At 62.3% G+C, this 21880-nt stretch carries 17 protein-coding genes and 1 pseudogene; 5 read left to right on the top strand and 13 right to left on the bottom strand.

The features are described 5' to 3' along the window. Nucleotides 1-10: 10 nt before the first annotated feature. Complete coding sequence (gene bla / locus ACFSNN_RS04810; protein WP_134460600.1) at nucleotides 11-958, bottom strand: class A beta-lactamase; 948 nt, start codon at nucleotides 956-958, stop codon at nucleotides 11-13. A 100-nt stretch (nucleotides 959-1058) separates the two neighbouring features. On the opposite strand from bla, the gene ACFSNN_RS04805 reads away from it, so the two are divergent. Then, nucleotides 1059-1937 carry a LysR family transcriptional regulator gene (locus ACFSNN_RS04805; RefSeq protein WP_134460603.1) on the top strand — a complete coding sequence of 293 codons (879 nt, stop codon included), beginning with the start codon at nucleotides 1059-1061 and terminating at the stop codon, nucleotides 1935-1937. On the opposite strand, the gene ACFSNN_RS04800 is transcribed toward ACFSNN_RS04805, so the two are convergent. Together ACFSNN_RS04800 and ACFSNN_RS04795 are read right to left on the bottom strand one after the other, a co-directional pair. After that, complete coding sequence (locus ACFSNN_RS04800) at nucleotides 1934-2191, bottom strand: hypothetical protein (protein ID WP_012425909.1); 258 nt, start codon at nucleotides 2189-2191, stop codon at nucleotides 1934-1936. The genes ACFSNN_RS04805 and ACFSNN_RS04800 overlap by 4 nt on opposite strands. 68 nt (nucleotides 2192-2259) lie before the next feature. Then, the gene (locus tag ACFSNN_RS04795) at nucleotides 2260-2757 is read right to left on the bottom strand and encodes a lecithin retinol acyltransferase family protein (protein ID WP_134460606.1); all 498 of its coding nucleotides are present in this window, start codon (nucleotides 2755-2757) and stop codon (nucleotides 2260-2262) included. A 470-nt stretch (nucleotides 2758-3227) separates the two neighbouring features. Between ACFSNN_RS04795 and ACFSNN_RS04790 the strand changes: the two genes are divergently transcribed. Then, a complete protein-coding gene (locus ACFSNN_RS04790) occupies nucleotides 3228-3515 on the top strand; it encodes a hypothetical protein (RefSeq protein WP_012425907.1) in 288 nt (95 codons plus the stop codon). A gap of 5 nt (nucleotides 3516-3520) precedes the next feature. Beyond that, the gene (locus ACFSNN_RS04785; protein WP_134460613.1) at nucleotides 3521-4291 is read left to right on the top strand and encodes a PP2C family protein-serine/threonine phosphatase; all 771 of its coding nucleotides are present in this window, start codon (nucleotides 3521-3523) and stop codon (nucleotides 4289-4291) included. Nucleotides 4292-4315: 24 nt separating this feature from the next. Here the strand turns inward: ACFSNN_RS04785 and ACFSNN_RS04780 are convergent, their stop codons facing one another. The 9 genes from ACFSNN_RS04780 to ACFSNN_RS04740 all read right to left on the bottom strand — a co-directional run bounded on the left by ACFSNN_RS04780 (nucleotide 4316) and on the right by ACFSNN_RS04740 (nucleotide 16997). After that, nucleotides 4316-5671, bottom strand: a complete 1356-nt coding sequence (locus tag ACFSNN_RS04780; RefSeq protein WP_134465503.1) for a sigma-54 interaction domain-containing protein — start codon at nucleotides 5669-5671, stop codon at nucleotides 4316-4318. Beyond that, nucleotides 5671-8727: a peptidase domain-containing ABC transporter gene (locus tag ACFSNN_RS04775; RefSeq protein ID WP_134460616.1), complete on the bottom strand. Its 3057-nt coding sequence runs from the start codon at nucleotides 8725-8727 to the stop codon at nucleotides 5671-5673. Before ACFSNN_RS04775 ends, ACFSNN_RS04780 begins: the two co-directional genes overlap by 1 nt. Nucleotides 8728-8793: 66 nt before the next feature. Beyond that, nucleotides 8794-9546, bottom strand: a complete 753-nt coding sequence (locus tag ACFSNN_RS04770) for a peptidylprolyl isomerase (protein WP_134460619.1) — start codon at nucleotides 9544-9546, stop codon at nucleotides 8794-8796. 37 nt (nucleotides 9547-9583) lie between these two features. Then, a complete protein-coding gene (locus ACFSNN_RS04765) occupies nucleotides 9584-10957 on the bottom strand; it encodes a putative HlyD family type I secretion protein (protein ID WP_134460622.1) in 1374 nt (457 codons plus the stop codon). Then, entirely contained in the window at nucleotides 10935-13517 is a 2583-nt protein-coding gene (locus tag ACFSNN_RS04760; protein WP_134460625.1) for an FHA domain-containing protein, read from the bottom strand. The genes ACFSNN_RS04765 and ACFSNN_RS04760 overlap by 23 nt, the downstream gene beginning before the upstream one ends. 229 nt (nucleotides 13518-13746) lie before the next feature. After that, entirely contained in the window at nucleotides 13747-15201 is a 1455-nt protein-coding gene (locus tag ACFSNN_RS04755; RefSeq protein ID WP_134460628.1) for an efflux transporter outer membrane subunit, read from the bottom strand. A 224-nt stretch (nucleotides 15202-15425) separates the two neighbouring features. Continuing rightward, on the bottom strand, nucleotides 15426-15707 hold the full coding sequence (locus tag ACFSNN_RS04750; RefSeq protein WP_012425899.1) for a hypothetical protein: 282 nt from the start codon (nucleotides 15705-15707) through the stop codon (nucleotides 15426-15428). 304 nt (nucleotides 15708-16011) lie between these two features. Next, nucleotides 16012-16446 carry a DUF4399 domain-containing protein gene (locus tag ACFSNN_RS04745; RefSeq protein WP_134460631.1) on the bottom strand — a complete coding sequence of 145 codons (435 nt, stop codon included), beginning with the start codon at nucleotides 16444-16446 and terminating at the stop codon, nucleotides 16012-16014. Between the two features lie 47 nt (nucleotides 16447-16493). Then, nucleotides 16494-16997: a DUF4399 domain-containing protein gene (locus tag ACFSNN_RS04740; RefSeq protein ID WP_134460634.1), complete on the bottom strand. Its 504-nt coding sequence runs from the start codon at nucleotides 16995-16997 to the stop codon at nucleotides 16494-16496. A gap of 351 nt (nucleotides 16998-17348) precedes the next feature. Here ACFSNN_RS04740 and ACFSNN_RS04735 point away from each other — a divergent pair. Beyond that, nucleotides 17349-18182 (top strand): annotated as a pseudogene (locus ACFSNN_RS04735) (caspase family protein); the annotation flags it as partial. A gap of 459 nt (nucleotides 18183-18641) precedes the next feature. Then, the gene (locus ACFSNN_RS04730) at nucleotides 18642-19322 is read left to right on the top strand and encodes a formylglycine-generating enzyme family protein (RefSeq protein WP_377747618.1); all 681 of its coding nucleotides are present in this window, start codon (nucleotides 18642-18644) and stop codon (nucleotides 19320-19322) included. Between the two features lie 72 nt (nucleotides 19323-19394). Here ACFSNN_RS04730 and ACFSNN_RS04725 read toward each other — a convergent pair whose 3' ends face one another. After that, nucleotides 19395-21530 (bottom strand): serine/threonine protein kinase, encoded by a 2136-nt coding sequence (locus tag ACFSNN_RS04725; RefSeq protein WP_134460640.1) that lies wholly within the window; start codon nucleotides 21528-21530, stop codon nucleotides 19395-19397. Nucleotides 21531-21880 lie beyond the last annotated feature (350 nt).

Raw genomic sequence — 21880 nt, 5'->3', positions numbered from 1 at the left:
CCGCACGGAATCAGATAGACGCCACCACCAACGCGCCCACGTCGGCGATGGCCGCGTTGCTGCGCGCCGCGTCGCCATCCGTTTCGGTCAGGTACACGGTCACCAGCACTGGACCGCGTCCGGGCGGCCACAGAATCGCCACGTCGTTGGCCGTGCCGTGATCGCCGGTGCCGGTCTTGTCGCCCACACCCCAGTCCTTCGGCAGCTTCGCGCGAATCCGTGCGCCGCCGGTCTCGTTGGCGGCGAGCCACGCCAGCAGTTGCGCCCGCGACGATGACGACAACCGCTCGCCGAGCAGCAACTCGCGCAGATTGCCGAGCATGGCGTTCGGCGTGGTGGTATCGCGCAGGTCGCCGGGCGTGCCCTCGTTCAGCGTCGGCTCGATGCGATCCAGGCGCGTGACGCCGTCGCCGAGACCGCGAGCGAACGCGGTCAATCCCGCCGGCCCGCCGAAGGTCGCTAACAACAGATTCGCCGCCGTGTTGTCGCTGAGCGTGATCGCCGCCTTGCACAACTCGGCGACACTCATGCCCGCGTTGCCGGTCAACTCGCGCGTGTGCTTGCTCGTGGCCGGCGAATTCGACACCACGTCGCTCTGTGAGAACACCACGCGCCGTTGCAAATTTTCCTCGCCGCGATCCGTGCGCGCAAGTACGGCGCCCGCCACCAGCATCTTGAAGGTGCTGCACATGGGAAAGCGCTCGTCGGTCCGCAAACCGGCGTGCAAGCCGGACGTCGTATCGACGATCGACACACCCAGCCGGCCGCCGCTCGCCGCTTCTATTTCAGCGAGCCGCCGACGGATCGCATCCGCCTTCGCCAACTCGCGCCCTTGCACCGCCACGCCCGTTTTCACCGTCTTGCCGGATGCCTTGCCGAACGCGCCGGCACTGCCAACCGCAACCCCAGCTATCGAAACACCCAGCATCGCACCCGCGAACTTCCGTCTTGTGATCATCGCCGCTCCTTTGTGTGAAGCCGCAACTATCGGTTTTCCGCCCCGCGCTGACAAACGATGATAAGTTAGCCAACTCACAAGAAAATCTTATGCCTTCGCCATGAGACCGTACCTTCCATTGAACGCGTTGCGCGCCTTCGAATCGTCCGCCCGGCATCTGAGCTTTACGCGCGCGGCACTCGAACTGAACGTCACCCAGGCCGCCGTCAGCCAGCAGGTCAGAACGCTGGAAGAGCGGTTGGGCACCGCGCTTTTCAAGCGTCTGCCGCGCGGCCTCGCCATGACCGACGAGGGCCTCGCGCTGCGTCCGGTGCTGACCGATGCATTCGATCGCATTGAGGCGGTGCTCAAACAATTCGAAGGCGGCCACTTTCACGAGGTGCTGACGGTCGGCGTGGTCGGTACGTTCGCGGTGGGCTGGCTGATGCCGCGCCTCAAGTCGTTTCGCGACGCGCATCCGTTCGTAGAACTGCGGCTGCTGACGAACAACAACCTGGTCGATCTCGCCACCGAAGGCCTCGATTTCGCGATCCGTTTCGGCGACGGCACGTGGCCTGGCTCGCTCGCGACCCGACTGCTCGACGCGCCGCTCGCGCTGCTGTGCACACCGGAGATTGCCGAGCGTCTGTCGAAACCGGAGGATCTCGCCGACGAGACCTTGCTGCGCTCCTATCGCACCGACGACTGGATGAGCTGGTTCAGCGCCGCGGGCATTCCGCCGCGGCCGATTCGCGGGCCGGTGTTCGATTCGTCGCGGCTGATGGTGGAAGCGGCGATGCAAGGTGCGGGTATCGCGCTCGCGCCCGCGCTGATGTTCGATCACGAGATCAACACAGGCCGGCTGGTGCGCCCGTTCGAAGTGGAGGTTCACGCCGGCAGTTACTGGCTGACATGGCTGAAGGGCAAACCCATGACGCCGGCGATGCTGCTGTTCAATCAGTGGATCATCAAGGAAGCGTCGGCACAGACGCAGAACTAGGCAGCCAGCAATGCGCGGCGATGTCCGTTCATGGCGGGCCGTTCGGCTTGCGGCGGAAACACGTTCCACGAGCCGTCGTCGTGACGGAAGAAGAAAATCGACAGCATGCCGCCCGGGCGCAAGGCTTCCACGCACACATAGCGCTGATGTTGCGACGCGCGGTGGCAGAACTGCACGACGCGCGCGGGCATCGACGGGGTCGGGGCAAGCCATTTGTCTACGGCCCAATGCAAGGTCTTTTCCGCGGCAGCCATGATGTTCTCCTTGAATCCTTGAACGGTTGAAACACTGAAACAAGTCGCTGAAATTCGGTGTCGCTGGGTCATGCGAACTGCGCGGAACCGTGCGCGCCCTTCGCGCTGCTTTCCACAAAAGCCTTTACGAGGCACACCAGCGCATGCATGCCGGTACGCGGATGGCGCAGGCAGCAATGCACTTGTTCGCTGCGGCTTTCGCCGAGCAGGCACCATGCGCAGAAGTGCTCGCAGTTATTCGTGAGCAGGCGATAATGGTTTTCGCCGAGACGGGAGCGAGCGCGGCGCACGGCTTCGTCGCCGACGTAGCGCGCGGACGGGGTCGGGCGGATCGACAGCGGATGGCCGGCGGCGAAGCGTTCCAGTTCCACTTCTTCAACGGGGCCGCGATGCGCTGAACCTGCAAAGCCCGAGTAATGAACCACGCGTCCATTGCCCACATAAATGCCGTGGTGTTCGTAACCGCGACGTTGCGTGACGAGATGCGCGCCGATCGGCAGGTCGATGGTGGACGCGGCGTCGCAGCGGTCTGCGCTGTGTTCGCTGCTGGCTTGGTTCGGGTTCATGGCTGTCTCGCTTCGATTTCCAACACTGTTGCGAGATCTTTTGCATCATCCGGGCCATGTGCGCGAAAGCCTTTATTTAAAGGGCTTCACGGGAAAATGCGGGATACTGGAGGCGACGAGTGTGCGTTGCGGCCCGACAGAAATTCCGCCGAAGTGTTGGCGAGCGGCGCTCATTTCCAGCTGCCGTCGAGGGGGAACTTCTCGGATTGAAGAGGTACGGCAAGCACACACGAATGTGTTGGGTCGCGCACCGTTTCGAGTGAGGGCATGTTGGCTGCCAGCCGACCGATGAATTCATGCACGCTCGTGCGCTGCATTAGCAAGCGCGCGGAATCGCCCGGCAAACAAGGCGCTACGACAAACCGCGCGAAACGCTCGCGAATTGGCATAGCCCTTGCACTATAACGGCCAGATACTTTTAACCGCGCGTCACCGCGCGCGTTACACACGCGGCCAACCGGAGAAACGACATGGCTTCTATTACAGTAAGCGACCTCTCGCTTAACCTCGCGCTAGACCGTAAAGCGATGACAGCGATCCGCGGCGGCGGCGGCGCCCCGTGGGTGTACGGCTGGATTCAGCCCTACGTACGCGATACGCCGAGCATTGGGCCCGTCGTGAACCTGTACGACGTGACCAACAACTTCTATGCTAACCAGATGATCAACACGTTCCAGTCGGTCGATGTACGCAACACCGGCGCGAACTCGAACATCAGTGTCTCTCCCGACGCACGCAGCAGAAACGATATGGTGTAACCGTTGTGACCTGTGCGAGCCAATTTCGCTGGACGTCGTCCGCGCTTTCCGACGCCGGACGTGTCCGCGAAATCAACGAAGATTCCTGTCTCGACCAGTCCGCGCTCGGACGCTGGGCCGTCGCCGACGGCATGGGTGGACACGCGGTCGGCGATCTGGCGAGCCGTCTGGTAATCGACGCGCTCAGCCGGCTCACGCCGCCCGTCAGCATGAAGTCTTTCGTTGCCGATGCGCGCGCGCGTCTGCAAGCCGCCAATCGTCAGCTACGGGAAGAAGCCGCGCGCCGCCAGGTGCAGCGTATCGGCAGCACGGTCGTGGTGCTGCTCGCCTGCGATCGCTTCTGCGGCTACATCTGGGCCGGCGACAGCCGCCTCTACCTGCTGCGCGAAGGCAGCCTGCGGCAACTCACGCGCGACCACAGTCAGGTGGAAGCGCTGAAGTCGCTCGGCGTGCTTACTGAAGAAGAGGCGCGGCACCATCCGGCGCAACACATGATCACGCGCGCCGTGGGCGCCACCGACCTGCTCGAACTCGACGACGACGCGATCGAGGTTGCGGACGGCGACGTCTTCCTTCTCTGCAGCGACGGCCTGAGCAACGAAGTCAGTGAAGACGACATGCTCGCTGTGCTGAGCAATGCGGCATGCGCGAACGCGTGTGAGGAACTCGTCGATATGGCGCTCGCGCGCGGCGGCCGCGACAACATTACCGCCGTGGTCGTACGCGCCGAAGACCCTAATGCGGCAGACAAAACGCTGCTGAATCCGGCGCCTTGAACCTACTGCTTTAGTGGCGCGGCCTCACGTGTCGTTGTCTTCATCGTCGCGATCCTCAGCGCCGTTCTTGTTCGCGGCAGGCTGATTGCGATTGCGGAAATCCTTCGAGTGCAAGCCGTGTTTCTTCAGAAGCATCTGCAGATGCGAACGGTTCATGTCGATACGACGGGCCAGTTCCGCGACCGTGCCGCTCACCTCGCGAAGGCCGCGCTCGAGGAAGGCTTTTTCGGCGTCGTCGCTGGCGGCGCGCTTTGCGTCGCTCAAAGACATGAGGTTGGCTACGCTGATCGGCTCCTGCCCGGTTGCGGTCGCGGCGTTGGAAGCCGCCGCGGTTCCGGGCGCCGCCGGCCGCATGTCCACCGGCAGATGATCGACATCGGCCATATCGCCGGCCAGACACGACACGCGATACATCACATTGCGTAACTCGCGGATGTTGCCTGGATACGCATAGTTCAGCAGGAAGTCCCGCAAACGCGGCGTCAATCGCACCGGCCTGCGCTTTAAGGTGCCGGCGGCTTCGTCGCCGAACCACGAAATCAGCAGCGGAATTTCGTCGCGGCGCTCGCGCAGCGGTGGCAACGTCACATGAATGACGCTGAGCCGGTAGAACAGATCCTCGCGAAATTTGCCCTCTTCGCTGAGCTGCCGCAGATTGCGATTGGTCGCCGCGACGATGCGCGTGTCCACCGCAATCGTTTCATCAGACCCGACGCGTTGAATCTCATGCGCTTCCAGCACACGCAGCAGTTTCACCTGGCCGGCGAGCGGCAACTCGCCGATTTCGTCGAGAAAGATCGTACCTGTATGCGCGCTTTCGAATTTGCCCTTGCGGTCGTTCGAAGCCCCCGTGAACGCGCCCTTGCGATGCCCAAACAATTCCGACTCCAGCAGATTGTCTGGAATCGCGCCGCAGTTCACGGATATGAACGGCTTGTCGGCGCGCGAGCCATTGGCGTGCACCACCTTCGCCATCAACTCCTTGCCGGTGCCGCTTTCGCCGTCGATCAACACGGGCAAATCGGTCGGTGCGGCTTTCTCGGCGATTTCGAGCGATTCGAGCAGGCGCGGATTGTCGCCGAAGGTGCCTTCGAAAATGAAACTGCGTTCGAGCAGCGCCTTGCGACGCGCGCCACGCGATAGATCGGCGCGCTCCTGCGGCTCGGCTGCCACCGCCGCTTGCACGAAACGCTCCTTGTGCGAGAGCTGCATCACCTCGTCGCGTAACGAGGTGGCTTGCCGGAGCAGTTTGTCGATGTCCGCCCGCTCCAGCCGCGACGACCAGCGCAATGTCGAGCGCAGAATCTCGATCCGCTCGATCAGACCCGCGTATGAAATCGCGGGGCTGGCCTCTTCAATCTGGTCGAGTATCTTCATCATCATGCACTCAACTGTTTCTGGACCAGCTGGTAATACATGCCGCCGCGCTGGATCAGCTCATCGTGACGGCCCTGTTCGACAATCGCCCCTTCATACAGCACGAGAATCTTGTCCGCACGCATGATCGTGCTGAGCCGGTGCGCGATGATCACCGCCGTGCGGCCCTTCAGAATGTCGTGCATATTGCCGAGGATATTGCTCTCCGATTGCGAGTCCAGTGCCGAGGTCGCTTCGTCGAATACGAGCAGCCGCGGATCGTGATAAAGCGCCCGTGCGATGCACAGCCGCTGGATCTGCCCGCCCGACAAGCCAATTCCGCGCTCGCCCACAATCTGCTCGTAGCCGAGCGGCATCTTGCTGATGAATCCGTGCGCGTCGGCCATCTTCGCGACTTCCTCGATGCGGCGCCGATCGGGCGCATCGTCGCCGCTCGCGATGTTCTCCGAAATCGTGCCGGAGAACAGCAGGTTACTCTGCATCACATAGCCGATCTGCGCACGGTAATAGGCTTTGTCGACCACGCCGAGATCGTAGCCGTCAATCGTCATCTTGCCCTCGGTCGGCGTGTAGAAGCCGACCAGCAATTTGGCGAGCGTCGTCTTGCCCGATCCGCTGCGTCCGACAATCGCCACCAGTTCGCCCGGTTTGATATCGAAGCTGATGTTTTCCAGCACATATGCCGAGTCGTTTTCGCCATAGCGGAAATACACGCCGCTGAGGCTGATCTCGCCTTGCAGTTCGGGCAACATCACGCGCGAAGGCAAATCCTGGGGCTTCTGCTCGGGGTCGATATCGAGCACATCGCCGAGGCGTTCCATCGCCACGCCCGCGTCGTTCAACATGCTCCACAAACCGACCAGGCCCATGAGAGGACCCAGTACGCTCCCCATGAACGCATTGAACGCGATCAACTGACCAATCGTCATCTCGCGCGCCAGCACGAGATTCGCGCCGACCCACAGAATCGCAATCGTCGTCGCCGAGTTCAGCAACTGGCTGCCGAGTCCCACGAGAATATTGAACGCGTGCGCGCGATACTGCACTTCGAGCGCCTTGGCGTACTTCTTCTCCCAGCGCAGGCGCACCGGCCGCTCGATGCCCATGCCCTTGATGGTCTCCACACCGGCGAGCGCTTCCATCAGAAACGATTTCGACTCGGTCGACGCGGTGAATACTTCGCGCGCATAACCTTTGATCTTCGGCGTGGCGATCGCGGTCAGCGCCATGATCGGAATGACGAACGCGATCAGCACCAGCGTCATCTTCACGTTGTAGACGAACATGATCGTGAAATAGATGAAGACCATCAGCAAGTTCAACGCCGTGGTGACGGTGGATTCGGTGAGGAACGCGCGGATCGTCTGGTTCTCCTGGAAGCGCGCGAAAATGTCGCCGGTCTTGCGCTTGGCGAAAAAGGAAAACGGCAGCGACATGGTGTGCTTGAAGAACTGCGACATCATCGCGAAGTCCATGTTGCGCACCATGAAATTCGCCAGATACGCGCGAATCGAAGACATCAATTGCGAAAAGACATTGGCAATGATCAGACCGCCAATCAGCAGATGCAGCAGGCTGACATTCTGATGCACGATCACGCCGTCCAGAATGTTCTGGATAATCAGCGGCGGAATTACGCCCAGTACCTGAATCACGAAGGTGGCGAGAAACAGGTGGCCGAGAATCTTCTTGTACGGCTTGAGGTAGCCGACAAAGCGTATCCACGGCGAACGCGCGGCGGACATTTGCAGCAGATGCGGTCCGCCGGTAAACAGCAGACAGGTGCCGCTCCAGCCGCGCTCGAAATCTTCGACTGTCATTTTCTTGAAGCCGACCGCCGGGTCCGCCACCCACACGTATTCCTTGGACAGCCCGTACACCACGACGTAATGGTAGCCCTCCCAGTGCACGATGAACGGCAGATCGAAACCGCGCAACGAATCGAATGTGCATTGCACGCCGCGCGCTGTAAAGCCGAGCGATTCGCCAGCGCGCGCGAGACTGTCGAGCGTCGCGCCTTGGGTCGTGACGTTGGCCAGTTCGCGCAACTTGCCGAGTGTCATTGGAATGCTGTAGTGGCGGCATACCATGGCAAGACACGCCGCACCGCAATCCATTTCTTCGGCCTGCTCGACCAGCGCGAAACGTTTGATGACTTTCTCGCCGAACTCAGGCTTGCTTTGCAAATCGAGCATCAGCGGCAGCTTGCGGCGCTGTTCGACCCGTTTTTGCCGCTGCAATTCGCGGTCGCCGTAGCGAATGCGCTCGTCGAGCACTTCGCGCAACTTGGGATTGCGTTCGAGAATGAAGTGGACCGTGCGCTCCGGAATCACCAGCAGCCGCGTATCGGTCGTCGCGACCACCGACGCCATCTGCTCCTGGCGCATCAAACACGCTTTTTCGCCGAATATCTCGCCTTCTCCGAGCGTGGCGAGCGTGTAGTCGTGCCCCTCCTCGTGCCGCACGATACGCACTTCGCCATGGCGCACCACGTAAAGGCGCCGGTCCTCGCGTCCGTCCTGCTTGAGGATTTCCTTGCCAGCGGCCACCCGTTTCACGCCGACGCTGCGCACATACTCTTCGAGTTCGGCCTTGTTCAGTTTGCCGCGCAGATCGAATAACTGCGCGACGAAACCGCCCGCCGAATTGATCGCCACGTAGCTGGCAACGAATGCCAACGCGGCCTGATTGCCCGCGATCACAGGCTCGATCGCGGCGCGCGGAATGAACAGCAACTCGGTTTTCGCCGACGACCGCACCGAGGCTTCGTGGACATAGGTCCGCAACATCGCAATATCGGCGAAGATCTCGCCCGACTTGCGCACGCCGAGGCTGGTTTCCTTGCCGTGCTCCTCCGAGAAGATCCGCACGGAACCCGAGCGAATCACGTACAGTCCGTCAGCCGTCTCGCCCGCTGAGCAAACCGTTTCTCCGAACGAATAGAAGCGCGCCTGCGCATATTCGGCAAGACGCTCGATCTCTTCGCGCGAAAACGGCGAAAGAATTTCCACCGAGGTGAGAAACTCGGCTGCGGAGGGCGCGGTCTGGGGTGCATCCATGTGCTTACGGACCTCGAATCGGCGTGTCGTTGCGTTGTTTCAATACGGCGTGCGGCCTCGAATGGGCTAGCGCGCTTCGATCACGTGCTCCTGGGCGCGTGAGATCAACCAGCCTTCGCGAAGCAGGCGCCGGACTTCGGAGGCCACGTCGGCGTCGAGCGTCGCCGGATATTTGGCCGTCACGGCGAAAATCTCGAAGCACGAGCGGTCGGCCGACGGAAACGGTCCCAGCAGATCGCCCACCGCCGCGTTAAAAATCTTCGCTTCGATATCCGGCTTCAACGAGCCGCGCAGCACCTTGCCGATCACGCCGCCTGCCTCGCGCGTGTCCGCGATGGAATGCTCGCGCGCCATATCGGCGAAACTGTCGGGATCGTCGTGCAGGTACGAGATCATTTCCTTTGCCTTGCCCTCGCTGTCCAGCACGATATGGCTGACTTCGATCGCGTCGAACTTCGGTGAATTCAGCGCGAAGTAATCCTTGATCGCGGCCTCGTTGCCGATCTCGTCGAGCATCTTCTCCTGATACAGCCCGTCGGTAATGAAAGCTTCGAACTCGTCGAGACTGACATTCAGCGCGTCGAGATACTGATTCATATCCGTCGCGCGATGCAGGCCGCGCACGCGGCGGAACTGATCGGCGCGTTGCTGGATTTCATCGGCGCTCACGGCAATGCCCTGCTTCTTCGCCGCGTGAACCGTGAGCTTGTCGCGCACGATCTGTTCGATCAGGCTCTCGAACTGGCCGGTCAGTTTCAGAAGACGAATGAACTCGGCCACGTCCACGACTTCGTCATCAATTCGCACTATCGCGGTCATTTCTTCCGCTCCTTTAATTGACGTGTGATCCGTGCGGTCAACCCGCCACCTGCCTGAACGGATCGAGACCCAGATCGATCAGGCGCCGCTCGCGCACCACGATCTCAGCGCTTGCCGTCATGCCGTAGCGCAACGGATAACGCGTGTCGGCAATCTGGTAGTAATTTTTGTCGAGCGTGACGCGGCCTTCGTAGACCGGCTGCTTGTCCGTCAGCGACGGTTTAGTGGCCGGTGAAATATAGGCCAGCGTGCCGCTGATCAGCCCATAGCGTTGATACGGAAAAGCGTTGAATTTCAGTTTGACCGGCAGACCCTCGTGCAGAAACGCACGATCGTGCTCGGCGATTTCGATCTTCAGCACGGGCCGCGCGTCTTTGGGCGCAATGCCGCCGAGCGGTGCGTTTGCCTGAATCTTGTCGCCGCGCTGGGTCGACGTCACGTCGGTGATGACGCCCGAAACCGGCGCGAGAATCAGCAGGAAATTATCTTTGTCGATGTTCTCGAAGCGAATCCGCGCAGCCGCTTCGGACACCAACCGCGCGCTTTGCAGTTGCAGGCGCAACTTGTCTTCCGCGTCGGTAATGTCGCGCACCGCCGAATCGTACTGAAGCTGCAGGTCCGTGGTCTGCTGGCCGCTGGTTTCCAGTTGCGCGTTCGCCTGCGTGTATTCGTGGCTCAAGCGGAAATCCAGTTCCGCGAGCTTCGATTGGGCGACACGGTACGCGTTATCCGCCTCCATTGCCGCCGTGCGTTTCTGCTCCACCTGCAATTCGGCGATGCCGCCGCCACCCGGCTGCGCGAAGAGCCGCGAGTAGCGGTCCAGTTCCTGACGCGCCGCTTCACGCGTGCGCCGCGCGTTGTCGAGGATACTGCGCGCTTCGTCGAGTTCGGCCTTCTGCCCCTCCGCGAGTTTGGTCGTGCCTTCCGAGACGCGAGTTTCGTGCTGGCGCGCTTCCACTTCCATCTGCGTTTTGAGCGCGGCGGCCTTGCGCTCCATCAGCGCTTTCTTCTCGGGAAACTGCTTCCAGTCGCGCTCGGCGTCTTCCAGTTTGAGCTGCGCCTGCAACGCGTTGCTGGCGGCCTCGATCGCGCCGCGTGCATTCAGGCGCGCCAACACGTCGCCTTTCTGCACGGGTTGGCCCTCGGCGATATACAGATCGGCGAGTTCGCCGTCGATCGGTGCATAGATCCGGCGCACCTCGGACTCCGGCGACAAGGTGCCCTGCGCGCTGACGATCACGTCGGCACGCCCCACGAACGACCACAACAGCCCGACCACGACCAGCGCGACCATCGCCCAGATCAGCGCGCGCGCGAGCCGAACCGGCTCCGCCATCAGGATCGCGATGCCCTCGACGCTGTGATCTTCCAGTGCCTCCGACAACGGCCTAGGGTGACTGTCGCGTTTCACTCTGCTCGCCTCCGATCAATGCCAGCTTCGCTTTTAGAAGTCCAGGATCCAGCACCATGCGCAACTCCGTTAGCGAACGGCGCTGCAAATTGGCTTCGGCTTCGATGTCCGCACGCAGGCGGTCGAAGTCGGCCGGATGATCGGCCTTCAGTTGCGTGTAGATGCGCATGCCCTGTTGCGCGGACGTTTGCGCATCCGAAAGCAGACGCGCCTCACTGCGAAATCCCGGTGAAATGCCGGCTTCGAGACGCTGCGAGCCGCCGATCGATCCGCCCGCGCGATACTGTTTCCACAGACTCTGAGCGCGCAGCAGCAGGTCTTGCGCACGCGCCAGCGCTTTGTCGTGCAACGCCGCGACGTCTTTCTGGATCGACTGCAGGAACCACACGTCGGTTGCCGGATCGAGGCTTGCGTAAAACGACAGCAGACGCTGGTCGTAGTCCTTGTCGCCGCGCGTTTTCTGCAGTTGCGCGTATTGATCGAGCAGCGCTTTCTTGTGGGCCAGTTCCGCGGCGAGCACGTCGGACCACGGCCCCGCGGGCATGGCCTGTAGACCGGCGAGCGCCTGTTGCGCGTCGCCGTGCTGCCATGCCGCCGTCACCGCATCGTGGCGAGCAATCACGTCAGGCGAAGGCAAACGGCTCGCGGCCAGTTGTTGAAACTGCGCCTGAAAAGGTGGCGTGCTGAAGCGCGCCGTTTTCAGCATCGCGAGCAACGGCACGAGTTGCCGGCTCAACGCGGCGTTCAGCAAATCGGTGTATTGGCGCAGATCCTGACGCACCCGGTCAATGCCCGCGAGACGCGGATAACGCTGCGCGTAATCGTCGAGCACGGGAGGCAGCGCGTCGGGTTTATCACGCGCCAGTTCGGTGCGGATCGTCCCGTTCAAACGGTCGATGGCGGCGAGGTACACCGAATCGTCGCTTTCCAGTTTGCGCAGATGGCTCAGTGCCTGCGCATAGGGATCGGCGAACACGGGCACGTAGGAGGCAATGCGGTCGAGCGCGCGCTGATGGCTCTTCGCGTCGTCTTCCCAGCGTTGCAGCAGATTGTTGATCGTGCCTTCGTCCGCATACATGCGAATGGGCGCGTCCATGCCGCCGCGCGCCGCGACGAAACGCTCCAGATCGCCTACCCATTGCAATTCGTTGACCAGCGACGCGGCGTCCGCGTTGTTCGCGCTCAACGAACGCATCTCCTTGAGCAACGCGTCGGCCTGATCGAACTGCGCCTTTTGCAGCGCATTCAGCCAACTGGGGAGCTTCGCCTTCAACAACGCTTCGCTAGCGAGTGCCTTGACTTTGGTGTCCGTGGGATGGCTCGCCAGATAGCCCGATGCCGCCGTGACCGCGCTCGTGTAATCGCCGCTCGCCAGCAGATTCTTCAACTCGCGCTCCGAAGAACCGCGCATATATAGCGTCGTTGCTATCGCCGCCAGCACCACGACGCCCACGCCGCCCCAAGTCGCCATGCGCCGCACGCTCGCGCGGTCGTCGATTGCAAACGCCTTGCCGAGTTCGCCAGCGACCAACCGCCAACGGCGCGGCCGGCTTTTTGCGGCAGCCGCGTTGGCCGCGCCGTTCGCACCGTTGGCTCCGTTCGTGCCACTCGCCGCTTTGGCCGTGCCCGTCGGCGCATCCCGCTTCGCATGCGCTGACGCGGCCTGTGCCGCCTCGTTGACTTCGTCTTCACGTTGAAGGCCGGGGTCGACGCAAAAGATATCGAGGAATGAATGCGCGGCGCCGACGAAGGTGGTCTTGTCGGGATCCACCGCTTCGTTGGCGGCCGGATTGACGAATAGTTGTGTCACGGTGGGCTCGACTTCAGGGGGTTTCTGCAGCGACACCCTGTAGACGAAGTGGTCTCCGCCAAATGCAACGAGGTCTCCCTCTACCAGCGGCAGCGCTGATTCATCCAACCGCTTTCCACCGACGAATGTGCCGTTGGTGCTGCCGAGATCCTCGACGTAGAGTTCGCCGCCCTTCAGAAAGATGTGCGCGTGACGGCGCGAGATGTAGTTGACCTGATGCGGATAGCGGTCTTTGTAGCGCGAGAAGACTTCATCCGCTTTGCTGACCAGAAACGGAAATGCCTGCACTTCAATAGGCTGCAGGCCGAGGTCGTCGCGCTGCGGCACCAGCAGCAATCCTGGCGCGGCGGACGAACTGGCGACCGCCACGATACGCGCGCGCGGCTCGATGCTGACGCGATAGCAGAGCTCGCCGCCAAAGCACAGTTCGTCGCCGGCGCGCACACGGGCCGGAGTCTGCCGCACCGCCACGCCGTTCACCGTCGTGCCGTTCTTGCTGCCCAGGTCGGCGACGTAGACCGCGCCATGTTCCATGAAAACCCGCGCATGACGGCGCGACAGGCGCGCAATCCGCTCGGCGGGATAGTCGGTAAAAGGTGCTTCGCTGCGCCCGATTGCAAACAGGTTGTCGACGATACGGATCGCGTCGAGCGCGGGACGTTGCGCGGACGCAGCCGGCGACAACACCACGTCGAACGCGGCGTCTTCTGTCGCGCGCATTTCAGCAATCGGAGCTTCGCCGGCGGCCATTTTATCTGGATCACTAAGCGTTTACCCGTTGCGGCGAGGTCGCAACGGAAACGGGACGAAGGACTACGGCGAAAAGATATTGTTCGTGTGAGTCGTGCAAAAGCCGACTCCTTAATGATTGTAAGTCACGCATGGCGAGTGTCAATTTTCCGATCGTCGGTTATGAGGGCAACGAGTGCGTCGAATACAGCCGAAATACCCCACGCTGCGCGCCACGTTGCGGATTAGCTCAGTGTTCCTTTACTTGCGCCTGCACGTCGACGCTCGGCCAGCCGCCGCCCAGCGCTTTATAAAGCAGCACCGTATCGGACAGAATCTGTTGATGGTTGGCGAGCAGCTCCTGCTGCGCCTCCAGCAAGGTCCGTTCGGTTTCGAATACCTCCAGTTGCGACACCACGCCGAGGCGCAATTGCGACTGGATCTGGTCCGCGACGATTTGCAGCCGCGACACCTCCTGCTGCAACTCCACGCGCTGTTCCTTGTGCGAATTCACATTGACCAGCGCGTTTTCCACTTCCTCGAACGCGCCCATCACCGCCACGCGATACTGCTGTTCCGCCACCGTCGATTGCGCTTGCGTGACTTTCACATGCGCCCGCACGCTCGGATCGAGCAGCGGAATGTTGATGCTGGGCATGAAGCCGTACGTGAACGATTTCAGCAGATCGGTCAGCGCGAAACTCGCGGTGCCGCCGTGCCCGGTCAGGCTGATGGTCGGCAGTTGCGCGAGCTTGGCCTGGCCGACGAGGTCGTACGCTTCCAGCACTCTGAACTCGGCGGCCACCACGTCGGGACGGCGCGCGAGCAGTTGCGCCGGCAAGCCGTCCGGCACCGGCGGCAGTTGCACGCGCTGCTGCAAGTGCCCCTTGGGCATCTGGAATTCACCGGCCGGCACGCCGATCAGCGTGCAGAGCGCGTTGTTGGCCAGCGCGCGCGACCGGCGCAGATCGAGCAGTTGGTTGGTCAGGCGGTTGATCTCCGCCTGCTGGCGCAACACTTGAGTCTGCGGAATGAGTCCGTTGCGGCGCTGACCGTCGTATATCGCGAGAATCTGCCGGTTCGTTTCGAGCGTTTTCTGCTGCTGTTCGATCTGGTCGTCGAACTGCAGAATCTGGAAGTAGGTGCTGGATACGTTCGACACCAGTTCGAGATACCCGGCGCGCCAGTCGGCCTCGCTGGCGTGAAATTCCGCCTTCTGCGCCTGCACGCCTTTTTCGACTTTGCCCCAAATATCGATGTCCCAGTTCACCTGCGTCGCCAGGTTGTACTGCCTGGAGAAAGTTTGGTGCGTGGTCTTTTCGAAATCGGCACCGGCGCCGAGGTCCATGGTCGGCAAAGCGCCGGCCTTGGCTTCGCCGATCTGGGTGCCGGCCACGTCGATTCGCGCGGCCAGCACCTTGATATCGAAGTTCCCGGCAATCGCCTTTGCGATCAGCGTGTCGAGATAGGGATCCTGGAAGCCTTTCCACCAGTCGGGTTCGATCGTCGCGGCGGCCGAGACGGGCGAGCCTTTCTGATCCGACCACGAGGCTTTGGCGGGCGTGTCGGGACGCTTGTAGTCCGGCATGCTGACATCGATACAGGCCGACAGCGAGAGCGCGCATACCGTCGCCGCGCAAACGCTGCGCAGTGCGGATGTCCTGTGGAAAAAGCGCTGACGAGCTGATGAAAGCAACGCTGACACGATGGTCTCCGATGACGCCCACTCGTTGCACGAGAAGCACGCGCCCTTTAAGTAAAGCATCTCCAGCGCAGCTTCACCATCGAAGCGATGCAGGAAGATCGGCGCGGGAATCGGGCGGTGAAACGGGAGTGGCGTGAAAAGAACGATTGGCTGCGAAATCTTTTTGAGGAGCGGCCGGTAAGAGTCCGCGGAGGCTGTGGCGCCTCCGCGGCGGCCTGCGCCGTTTAGTGCACGTTGATGTTGTTGCTCGCGGTCACATGCGGATCGATCGTGCTCGAGATGCCGGCGACGAACGCCGCGTTGTTGCCGTTGGCGTTCTGGATGTTCATCGTCGTGTTGATCAGTTGGGTGGCGTCGACGGTCTTGCTGTTGTTCGGCGCATACACCGGCATGAAGTTGAAGTACGACGAGGACGGATAGTAGCCGGTGCCGCCGCGCACGGCGCTCATGGCACGGCTGTCGAGTTGTTCGGTGATGGACAGGTCTTTGATCATCAGCGTGTTCATGGTAAATCTCCTGGAAGGGAATACAGCACAGTTTGCGGTTGGGTTCGAGCAACTTGTCTGCTCGAGTGTCACTAATGCATGGGCTGTGCCAGGACTGCTTTCCTATCCTAAGAAATGTGCAGGAATGCCGTGGATAAAGGGTTGCGGGGCTGGCTGAACAGAGAACCCGGAATGGAGCGATGAAGCGACGCACGGAGGATGGTGGATCATGGCCAACAACCCGCGCGAAATTGTTGGTTGCGGCGTGACACTGAGGCACAAGCCCGCGCGCGCCGTGTCACGCCGCGCAATGCAAAAACGCGCGTCACCGCGCGATGACGGTGATCTTCTTCGAATACACCGGCGGATTGTGCGGCACATGCATGTCGTCGCCCATCAGCAACTGCAACGTGTGCTTGCCTGGCGGCAGTTGAATCATGGTCTCCGTTTCACCCGCACCGAAGTGCAGATGATTGCGATCCGACGGAATCTCCTGATCCATTGGCGGCAAGTCCGTGTCGATCAGCAGATGATGGTGGCCGGTATTCGGATACTTGACGCCTTTCGGCGCCACGCCCATGTAGCGCAGGCCGAACCACACCTTGAACGGTTTGTTGGCAGGCACCACCTGGCCGTCGTTGGGATAGCCGATATACGCATGGGCGCCGGCCGGCGACGGTGTCGTACCTGCAACGGCGGCATTCGGCGAAGCCAATGCCGCCGACATGACGAGCGCCGCGACCGCAATGATCTTGTACATGAAGGTCTCTCCGTCCTGACGGATTCGCTTTGAACGAACGGATCGCGCTAGTCTTTTAGCACGGTGATGGTGATCTTTTTCGAATACACCGGCGGCACATGCGGCACGTGGTTGTGGTCGCCGAGAATGAGCTGCAACGTGTGCTTGCCCGGTGGCAACTCGATACGCGCGTCCGTCTCGCCTGCGCCGAAGTGCAGGTGATTGCGATCCGACGGGATCTCCTGGTCGAGCGGCGGCAGGTCGGTGTCGATCAGCAAATGGTGATGGCCGGTGTTCGGGAACACGACGCCCTTCGGGCACACACCCATGTTCCGCAGTCCCATGCGCACCCACAATTTGCCGCCGTGAATCACCGTGCCGTCGGACGGCCAGATGATGTATTCCTCGGCACCCGGTGGCGACGGCGTTTGCTCGGCCGCCGCGAAGACGCTCGGCACCATGTTGCCGAACATAAGGAGGAGCGTCGCGCGTAACGTTCGGCGCAATACCTCGCGACGCGCATGCGATCCATGACGCACGTCGAGAACAACGGGGGTAACGGTTCTTCGCATAGCGCACTCTCCCGAAGAGGGGTCATGGCCAGGGCCGGGCGTTCCGGCTGGATGTCGCGGGCGTACGCGCGATTGGACGGCCACCTGGTTAAAACGAGCTTGCCGCCCTACTTTGTGAAATTAGCTTAGGACGTAACTTGCCAAAAAGATACGCCACACTCGTTAACCGTATGACGCATTCGGGGCACGCGGACAGTTGTGGCGCGCAAAGCGCGTGCTATCGTTATTAAGAGGTTGCAGATGGATGGTCGATAGCGGCGTCGATGTTTCGCGCGATTCACGCCGGCGGCGGCTGCGAATTGTGCGGTCCTCGATTGCCTATGTTCTGTCCGGAACAAACAGGATGTGAAGATGTGGCGAATATTCATGCTGGTGTGCATGGCCGGGGCAATGCAGGCGCATTGGGGCGATGCTTTTGCGGCGCCGCAACGTGAGGGCGCCGAGCGCGGTGCGAGTGAGGCGAGCTTGCCGCTCACGCGGGTTGCGCCGTTCACGCCACAACGTAGCAACGCGATTGCTCCACGAATTGCGCTTGTGATCGGTAACGGCGCGTATGGTGCGAACGGTGTGGGCGATGCGCGTCACGATGGACCGCAAGTAGATGCGCTGCGAGAGAACGCACCCCGCGACGCCACAGCCATGCGCGACAAGCTCCAGACGCTCGGCTTCGACGTCATCATGCGCACGAATGCGACGCCGCAGCAAATGCGCGAGGCCATCGGCGAATTTCATCGGCGCTTGCGGGCGGGCGGTGTCGGTCTGTTTTATTTCGCAGGACACGGCATGCGGATCGGCCCGCAAACACTGCTCATTCCCGCAGGACTCGATGCCCGCTCGCCGGCTGCGGTCGTGCGCAACGGTGTCGATCTGCGCACCGTTTTGCAGGCGATGCACGGGGCACATGACGCCCAGCTCAATCTCGTGATCCTCGATACGTGTCTGAACGATCCGTTCTCGGCGACTTCGACAGACGATACATCCGCGCTTCCCCGCAATACGGTGGTTGCCTACGCAACCGAGGCCGGCGGTTTCGCGGCGGACGGCACACGCCACGGCGTCTATACGAATGCATGGCTGCACGCGCTCGATAGCGCTCCATCGCTGACGCTGGCGGATCTGTTGCAACGCGTCGCAGCGCAGGTTCGGGACGCCACCGGCGGCGAGCAAACGCCGTGGATTGCCGCTTCGCTTCCTCGGCCCTGGCTGACGGCGGATGCCGCATCCACAGCGCGGGACAATCCCATCGTCACGCTGCACAGCAGAGGCATCCTGCCGAAAGACAGCAGCGAACAATACGAAATCACGTTCTGGAATTCGATCAAGGACAGCAACTACCCGGGCGACTACGAGGCCTATTTGAAGGCCTATCCGAACGGCCGCTTCGCCACGCTCGCTCATGCGCGCATCGACCGCTTGCGTGCTGCGGCGACGTCGAATGCGCCGTCCGCCGCCACGCCCGCTGCGCCTTCAGTAGCGCCCGCGCCGCACGTCGCGAAGCCAACGCCGCCGGCGAGTACCCCGCCGCCCAAGCCCGCTCCGAGTGCCGCCCCGCCCGCTGCACCACCCGCGGCGGCGGTCGCGCAAAAGCCCGTCACGCATGCACCGGTTGCCGGCGAAAGCCGCGATTGCGCGACCTGTCCGATCATGATCAACGTGCCCGCCGGTTCATTCTCGATGGGCAGCAGTACCGACGACCCGTCCGAGAAACCCGTTCATCACGTGACCATCGGCGCGCCGTTCGCGATCGGCAAATACGAGGTAACGGTCGACCAGTGGAACGCGTGCGTCGCCGCCAATGCGTGCCAGAAACTCACGCCGGAGAGCAACACCAACAAAGCCGCGCCGGCGCGCGACCTCAGTTGGGACGACGCGCAGCAGTACGTGAAATGGCTGAGCAAGACCACTGGCAAATCGTACCGTCTGCCAACCGAAGCGGAATGGGAATACGCGGATCGCGGCGGCACCACCACCGCCTACTGGTGGGGCGACCAGATGCGCAAGGGCAACGCCAATTGCAAGGACTGCGGCGACCCGTGGCACAAGGAGGGACCCGAGGCCGCGGGCTCGTTCGCACCGAATCCGCTCGGCCTGTACGACATGAACGGCAGCGTGTGGGAATGGACCGCCGACTGCTGGCACAACACCTACCAGGGCGCGCCCGCCGATGGTCATGCATGGGACACCCCTGGCTGCGACATGCGCGTGATTCGTGGCGGCTCGTGGCGCGAAGGCGGAAGCTACATGCTCAGCGCGACACGCTTCAAGTACAGCGCGGGCGTGCGTCAATCGCAGGATGGCTTCCGGGTCGTCAAAGATCTGAAGTGACTTGCCGGGGCCGCGTTCGAGTCTCGATCTGACTCACAGCCCATTACGAGAGACACCGCGCTCCCGCTCCACTCAGGGCGAACGCGGTTTCGTCGTGATCGGCGCGAAATCGGCGACGATACGATCGCGGCCGTATTTGCCGCCGATCTGCGCGAGCCGTGCATCGAGCGCGCGCAGATAATCGGCGCGCGATTCGCTCTCCGGACGCGGCTTGTCGAATAGCGGCGCCGGCGTGATCAGCAGCACCACCATCTCCGATCCGAACGGCTTCGAAATGATCCAGTCACCGGCGCTGCCGACCGTCGCGGCGTAGTGCGGCGGCGCCTGATTGTCCTTTGCGCGCGGGCTCGGCACCATGTGCACGACGCTGCCGTCGAGCTGATAGTAGTCGAGGTTCACATACGAGTCGTAGCCCGGCGTGGTGACGTCGACTACCAGCGGGTCGCCGTCGCTCAACTGACCGCCAGGCGGCCGCACATGCAAAGCTGCGACGTGGCCCGCCTGCATGTTGTGAATCCAGTAGGGTGTGAATGCCTTGATGGTGTCGCATTTGTCATCGGCGAGCGGCTCGACCTGCAGCGACAGCGTATCGACGCCCGGCAACGCCGCCAGCGTGTCCTTCAGATGCGCCGCGCCATAGCGTTGCGAGACGTAACCCCGCACCGTCAGCGAGTGATCCTGCACTGAGGCGGAGAGCGCCGAACAAGGCACTTGCGTCAGCGCCGGGGTGACGGCGGCGAGAGTCAGTGCCGGCTTCGGTGCGGGCTTCGCTGTGGGCGCCGCCGGCGGCGTGGCGGGCACTGCCGCGACCGGACTCGCCGGCGGCGCAGCAGGTGGCGCGGTCACCGCTCCTTCCGAAATCGACGAAGCCGTCTGCCCGGTCAAAGCCTGCGATGCGCCTGCCTGCGTCTGCGCTCCGTTATGCCGGTTCGCCCCCGAGCGGAACGCGAACACGCCGACCGCCGCGGCGCAAACCACCGCAAAACTCGCGAGCCCCACCTTCGCCAGCGTGCCCGATTTTTCCGCGCGCGCTTCGTTATCGAATTCCGCGATGAAGCGCACCACGCTCGGCATGCGCGTATTGCGATCGAATGACAGCGCGGCCCGCAGCGCGCGCCATTGTTTTGAATCGAGATTGGCCGGCCGCTGCGGTTTGAAATCGGAGTTGCGGGCTTGCGTCGCAGACAAACGGTCGAACGGATGGTGGCCGGTCAGCAACTCGTACGTGATGCAGCCGAGCGCGTAAATGTCATCGCGCGGATCCGGCTCGCGGTGCTCGATCATTTCCGGACTGGCGTACGCGGGCGTCAGCGCACCGAGGCTGCCCGGGTCGAAGACGGTCGCATCGCTCTCTTCTTCCGGACGCTGGAACACGCGGGCAATGCCGAAGTCGATCACTTTCACTTCGGCGTTCGTCGTGAGAAACACGTTGGCGGGTTTGAAGTCGCAATGCACGAAGCCGCGTTCGTGCGCATAGGCGAGCGCGCTGCACATGCCGCGCACGATCGGCAGTGCCGCGCGCACCGGCATGCCCTGATAGCCCGGCGTGCGCAGCAGCTGGCTGAGCGGCTTGCCGGACAGATACTCCATCGTCAGATAGACGATCGGTCCGTCGCGGTCGAAGTCGTACACCGTGATGATGTTGCGATGCGCGAGCACTTGCGCCTTGCGCGCCTCGCGCTGCAGCGCGACGAGTGAATTCGGGTTGCCGCGGAACTGGACGTTGAGCACCTTGATCGCGAGATACGGCTTGCGATCGGAAGCCTCGAGCTTGCGCAGATCGAGCGCTTTATACACCGTGCCCATGCCGCCGACGCCGAGGCACTCCTCCAGCACGAAACGGTTGTTGAGCGTGTCGCCGGTGCCTTTGATCTGGTCGTGGCCCGTGGTGCTGCCGGCGCCGGCTGCGTTGGCTGCGCTGCCGGTGCTTGCCGATCGTATCGATGGAATCTCGACGGTGGTCTGGATGCCGGTTTCGTCGCCGCCCGCCGCCACATTCGAGACGCGCAGCTGCTCGATGCGCCGCCGCACTTCCACGTAGAGATCGTCGGGGAGCGGCGCCTTGCGATGTGCCGCGCCAAGCATGTCCAGCAGCTGCGTGGGGCCCAGCCCTTCGGTCGTCAGCGTGCTGTCGAGTTGAGCCACGAACTCGTCACGGGACAGCTCGCCGTTCTGAAAGTCGTGAATCACACGCGCAAGGCTAGCCATATGTGCGAAGCGCCGCCGCTGCCGTTGGGCCGGGTCGCGTGCGATCCAAGCCTGTCGGGCTGATAGAGAACCTTTCGTAACCAGTTACATGTGCCGCTTCGATACTAGCTCCCGCTCCGTCCTTTCGCAAACCAGGATTGCCCCGCTGCCCGCGCGGGGCGTCCGTGTCGTGCGTTATCCAACAGCATGCGATGGTCTGTCGGGTGTGTGCCGTCAGTCGTGCATCGCTTCCATGCGGCAATGCGCCGGCGCGCGCCCGGCACGGCGACGCGAAACCCTTGCACCACGAGCCTCCTCCAACTTTCTTAGGAACCTTGAATAAAACTGGCACAGCCTGTGCATTAGTGATA

It is taken from the genome of Paraburkholderia dipogonis (genome assembly GCF_042680985.1).
GTDB classification, from domain to species: domain Bacteria; phylum Pseudomonadota; class Gammaproteobacteria; order Burkholderiales; family Burkholderiaceae; genus Paraburkholderia; species Paraburkholderia phytofirmans.
Note: the sequence above shows the minus strand (reverse complement) of the source record. Positions and strands in the feature narration are given on the sequence as shown.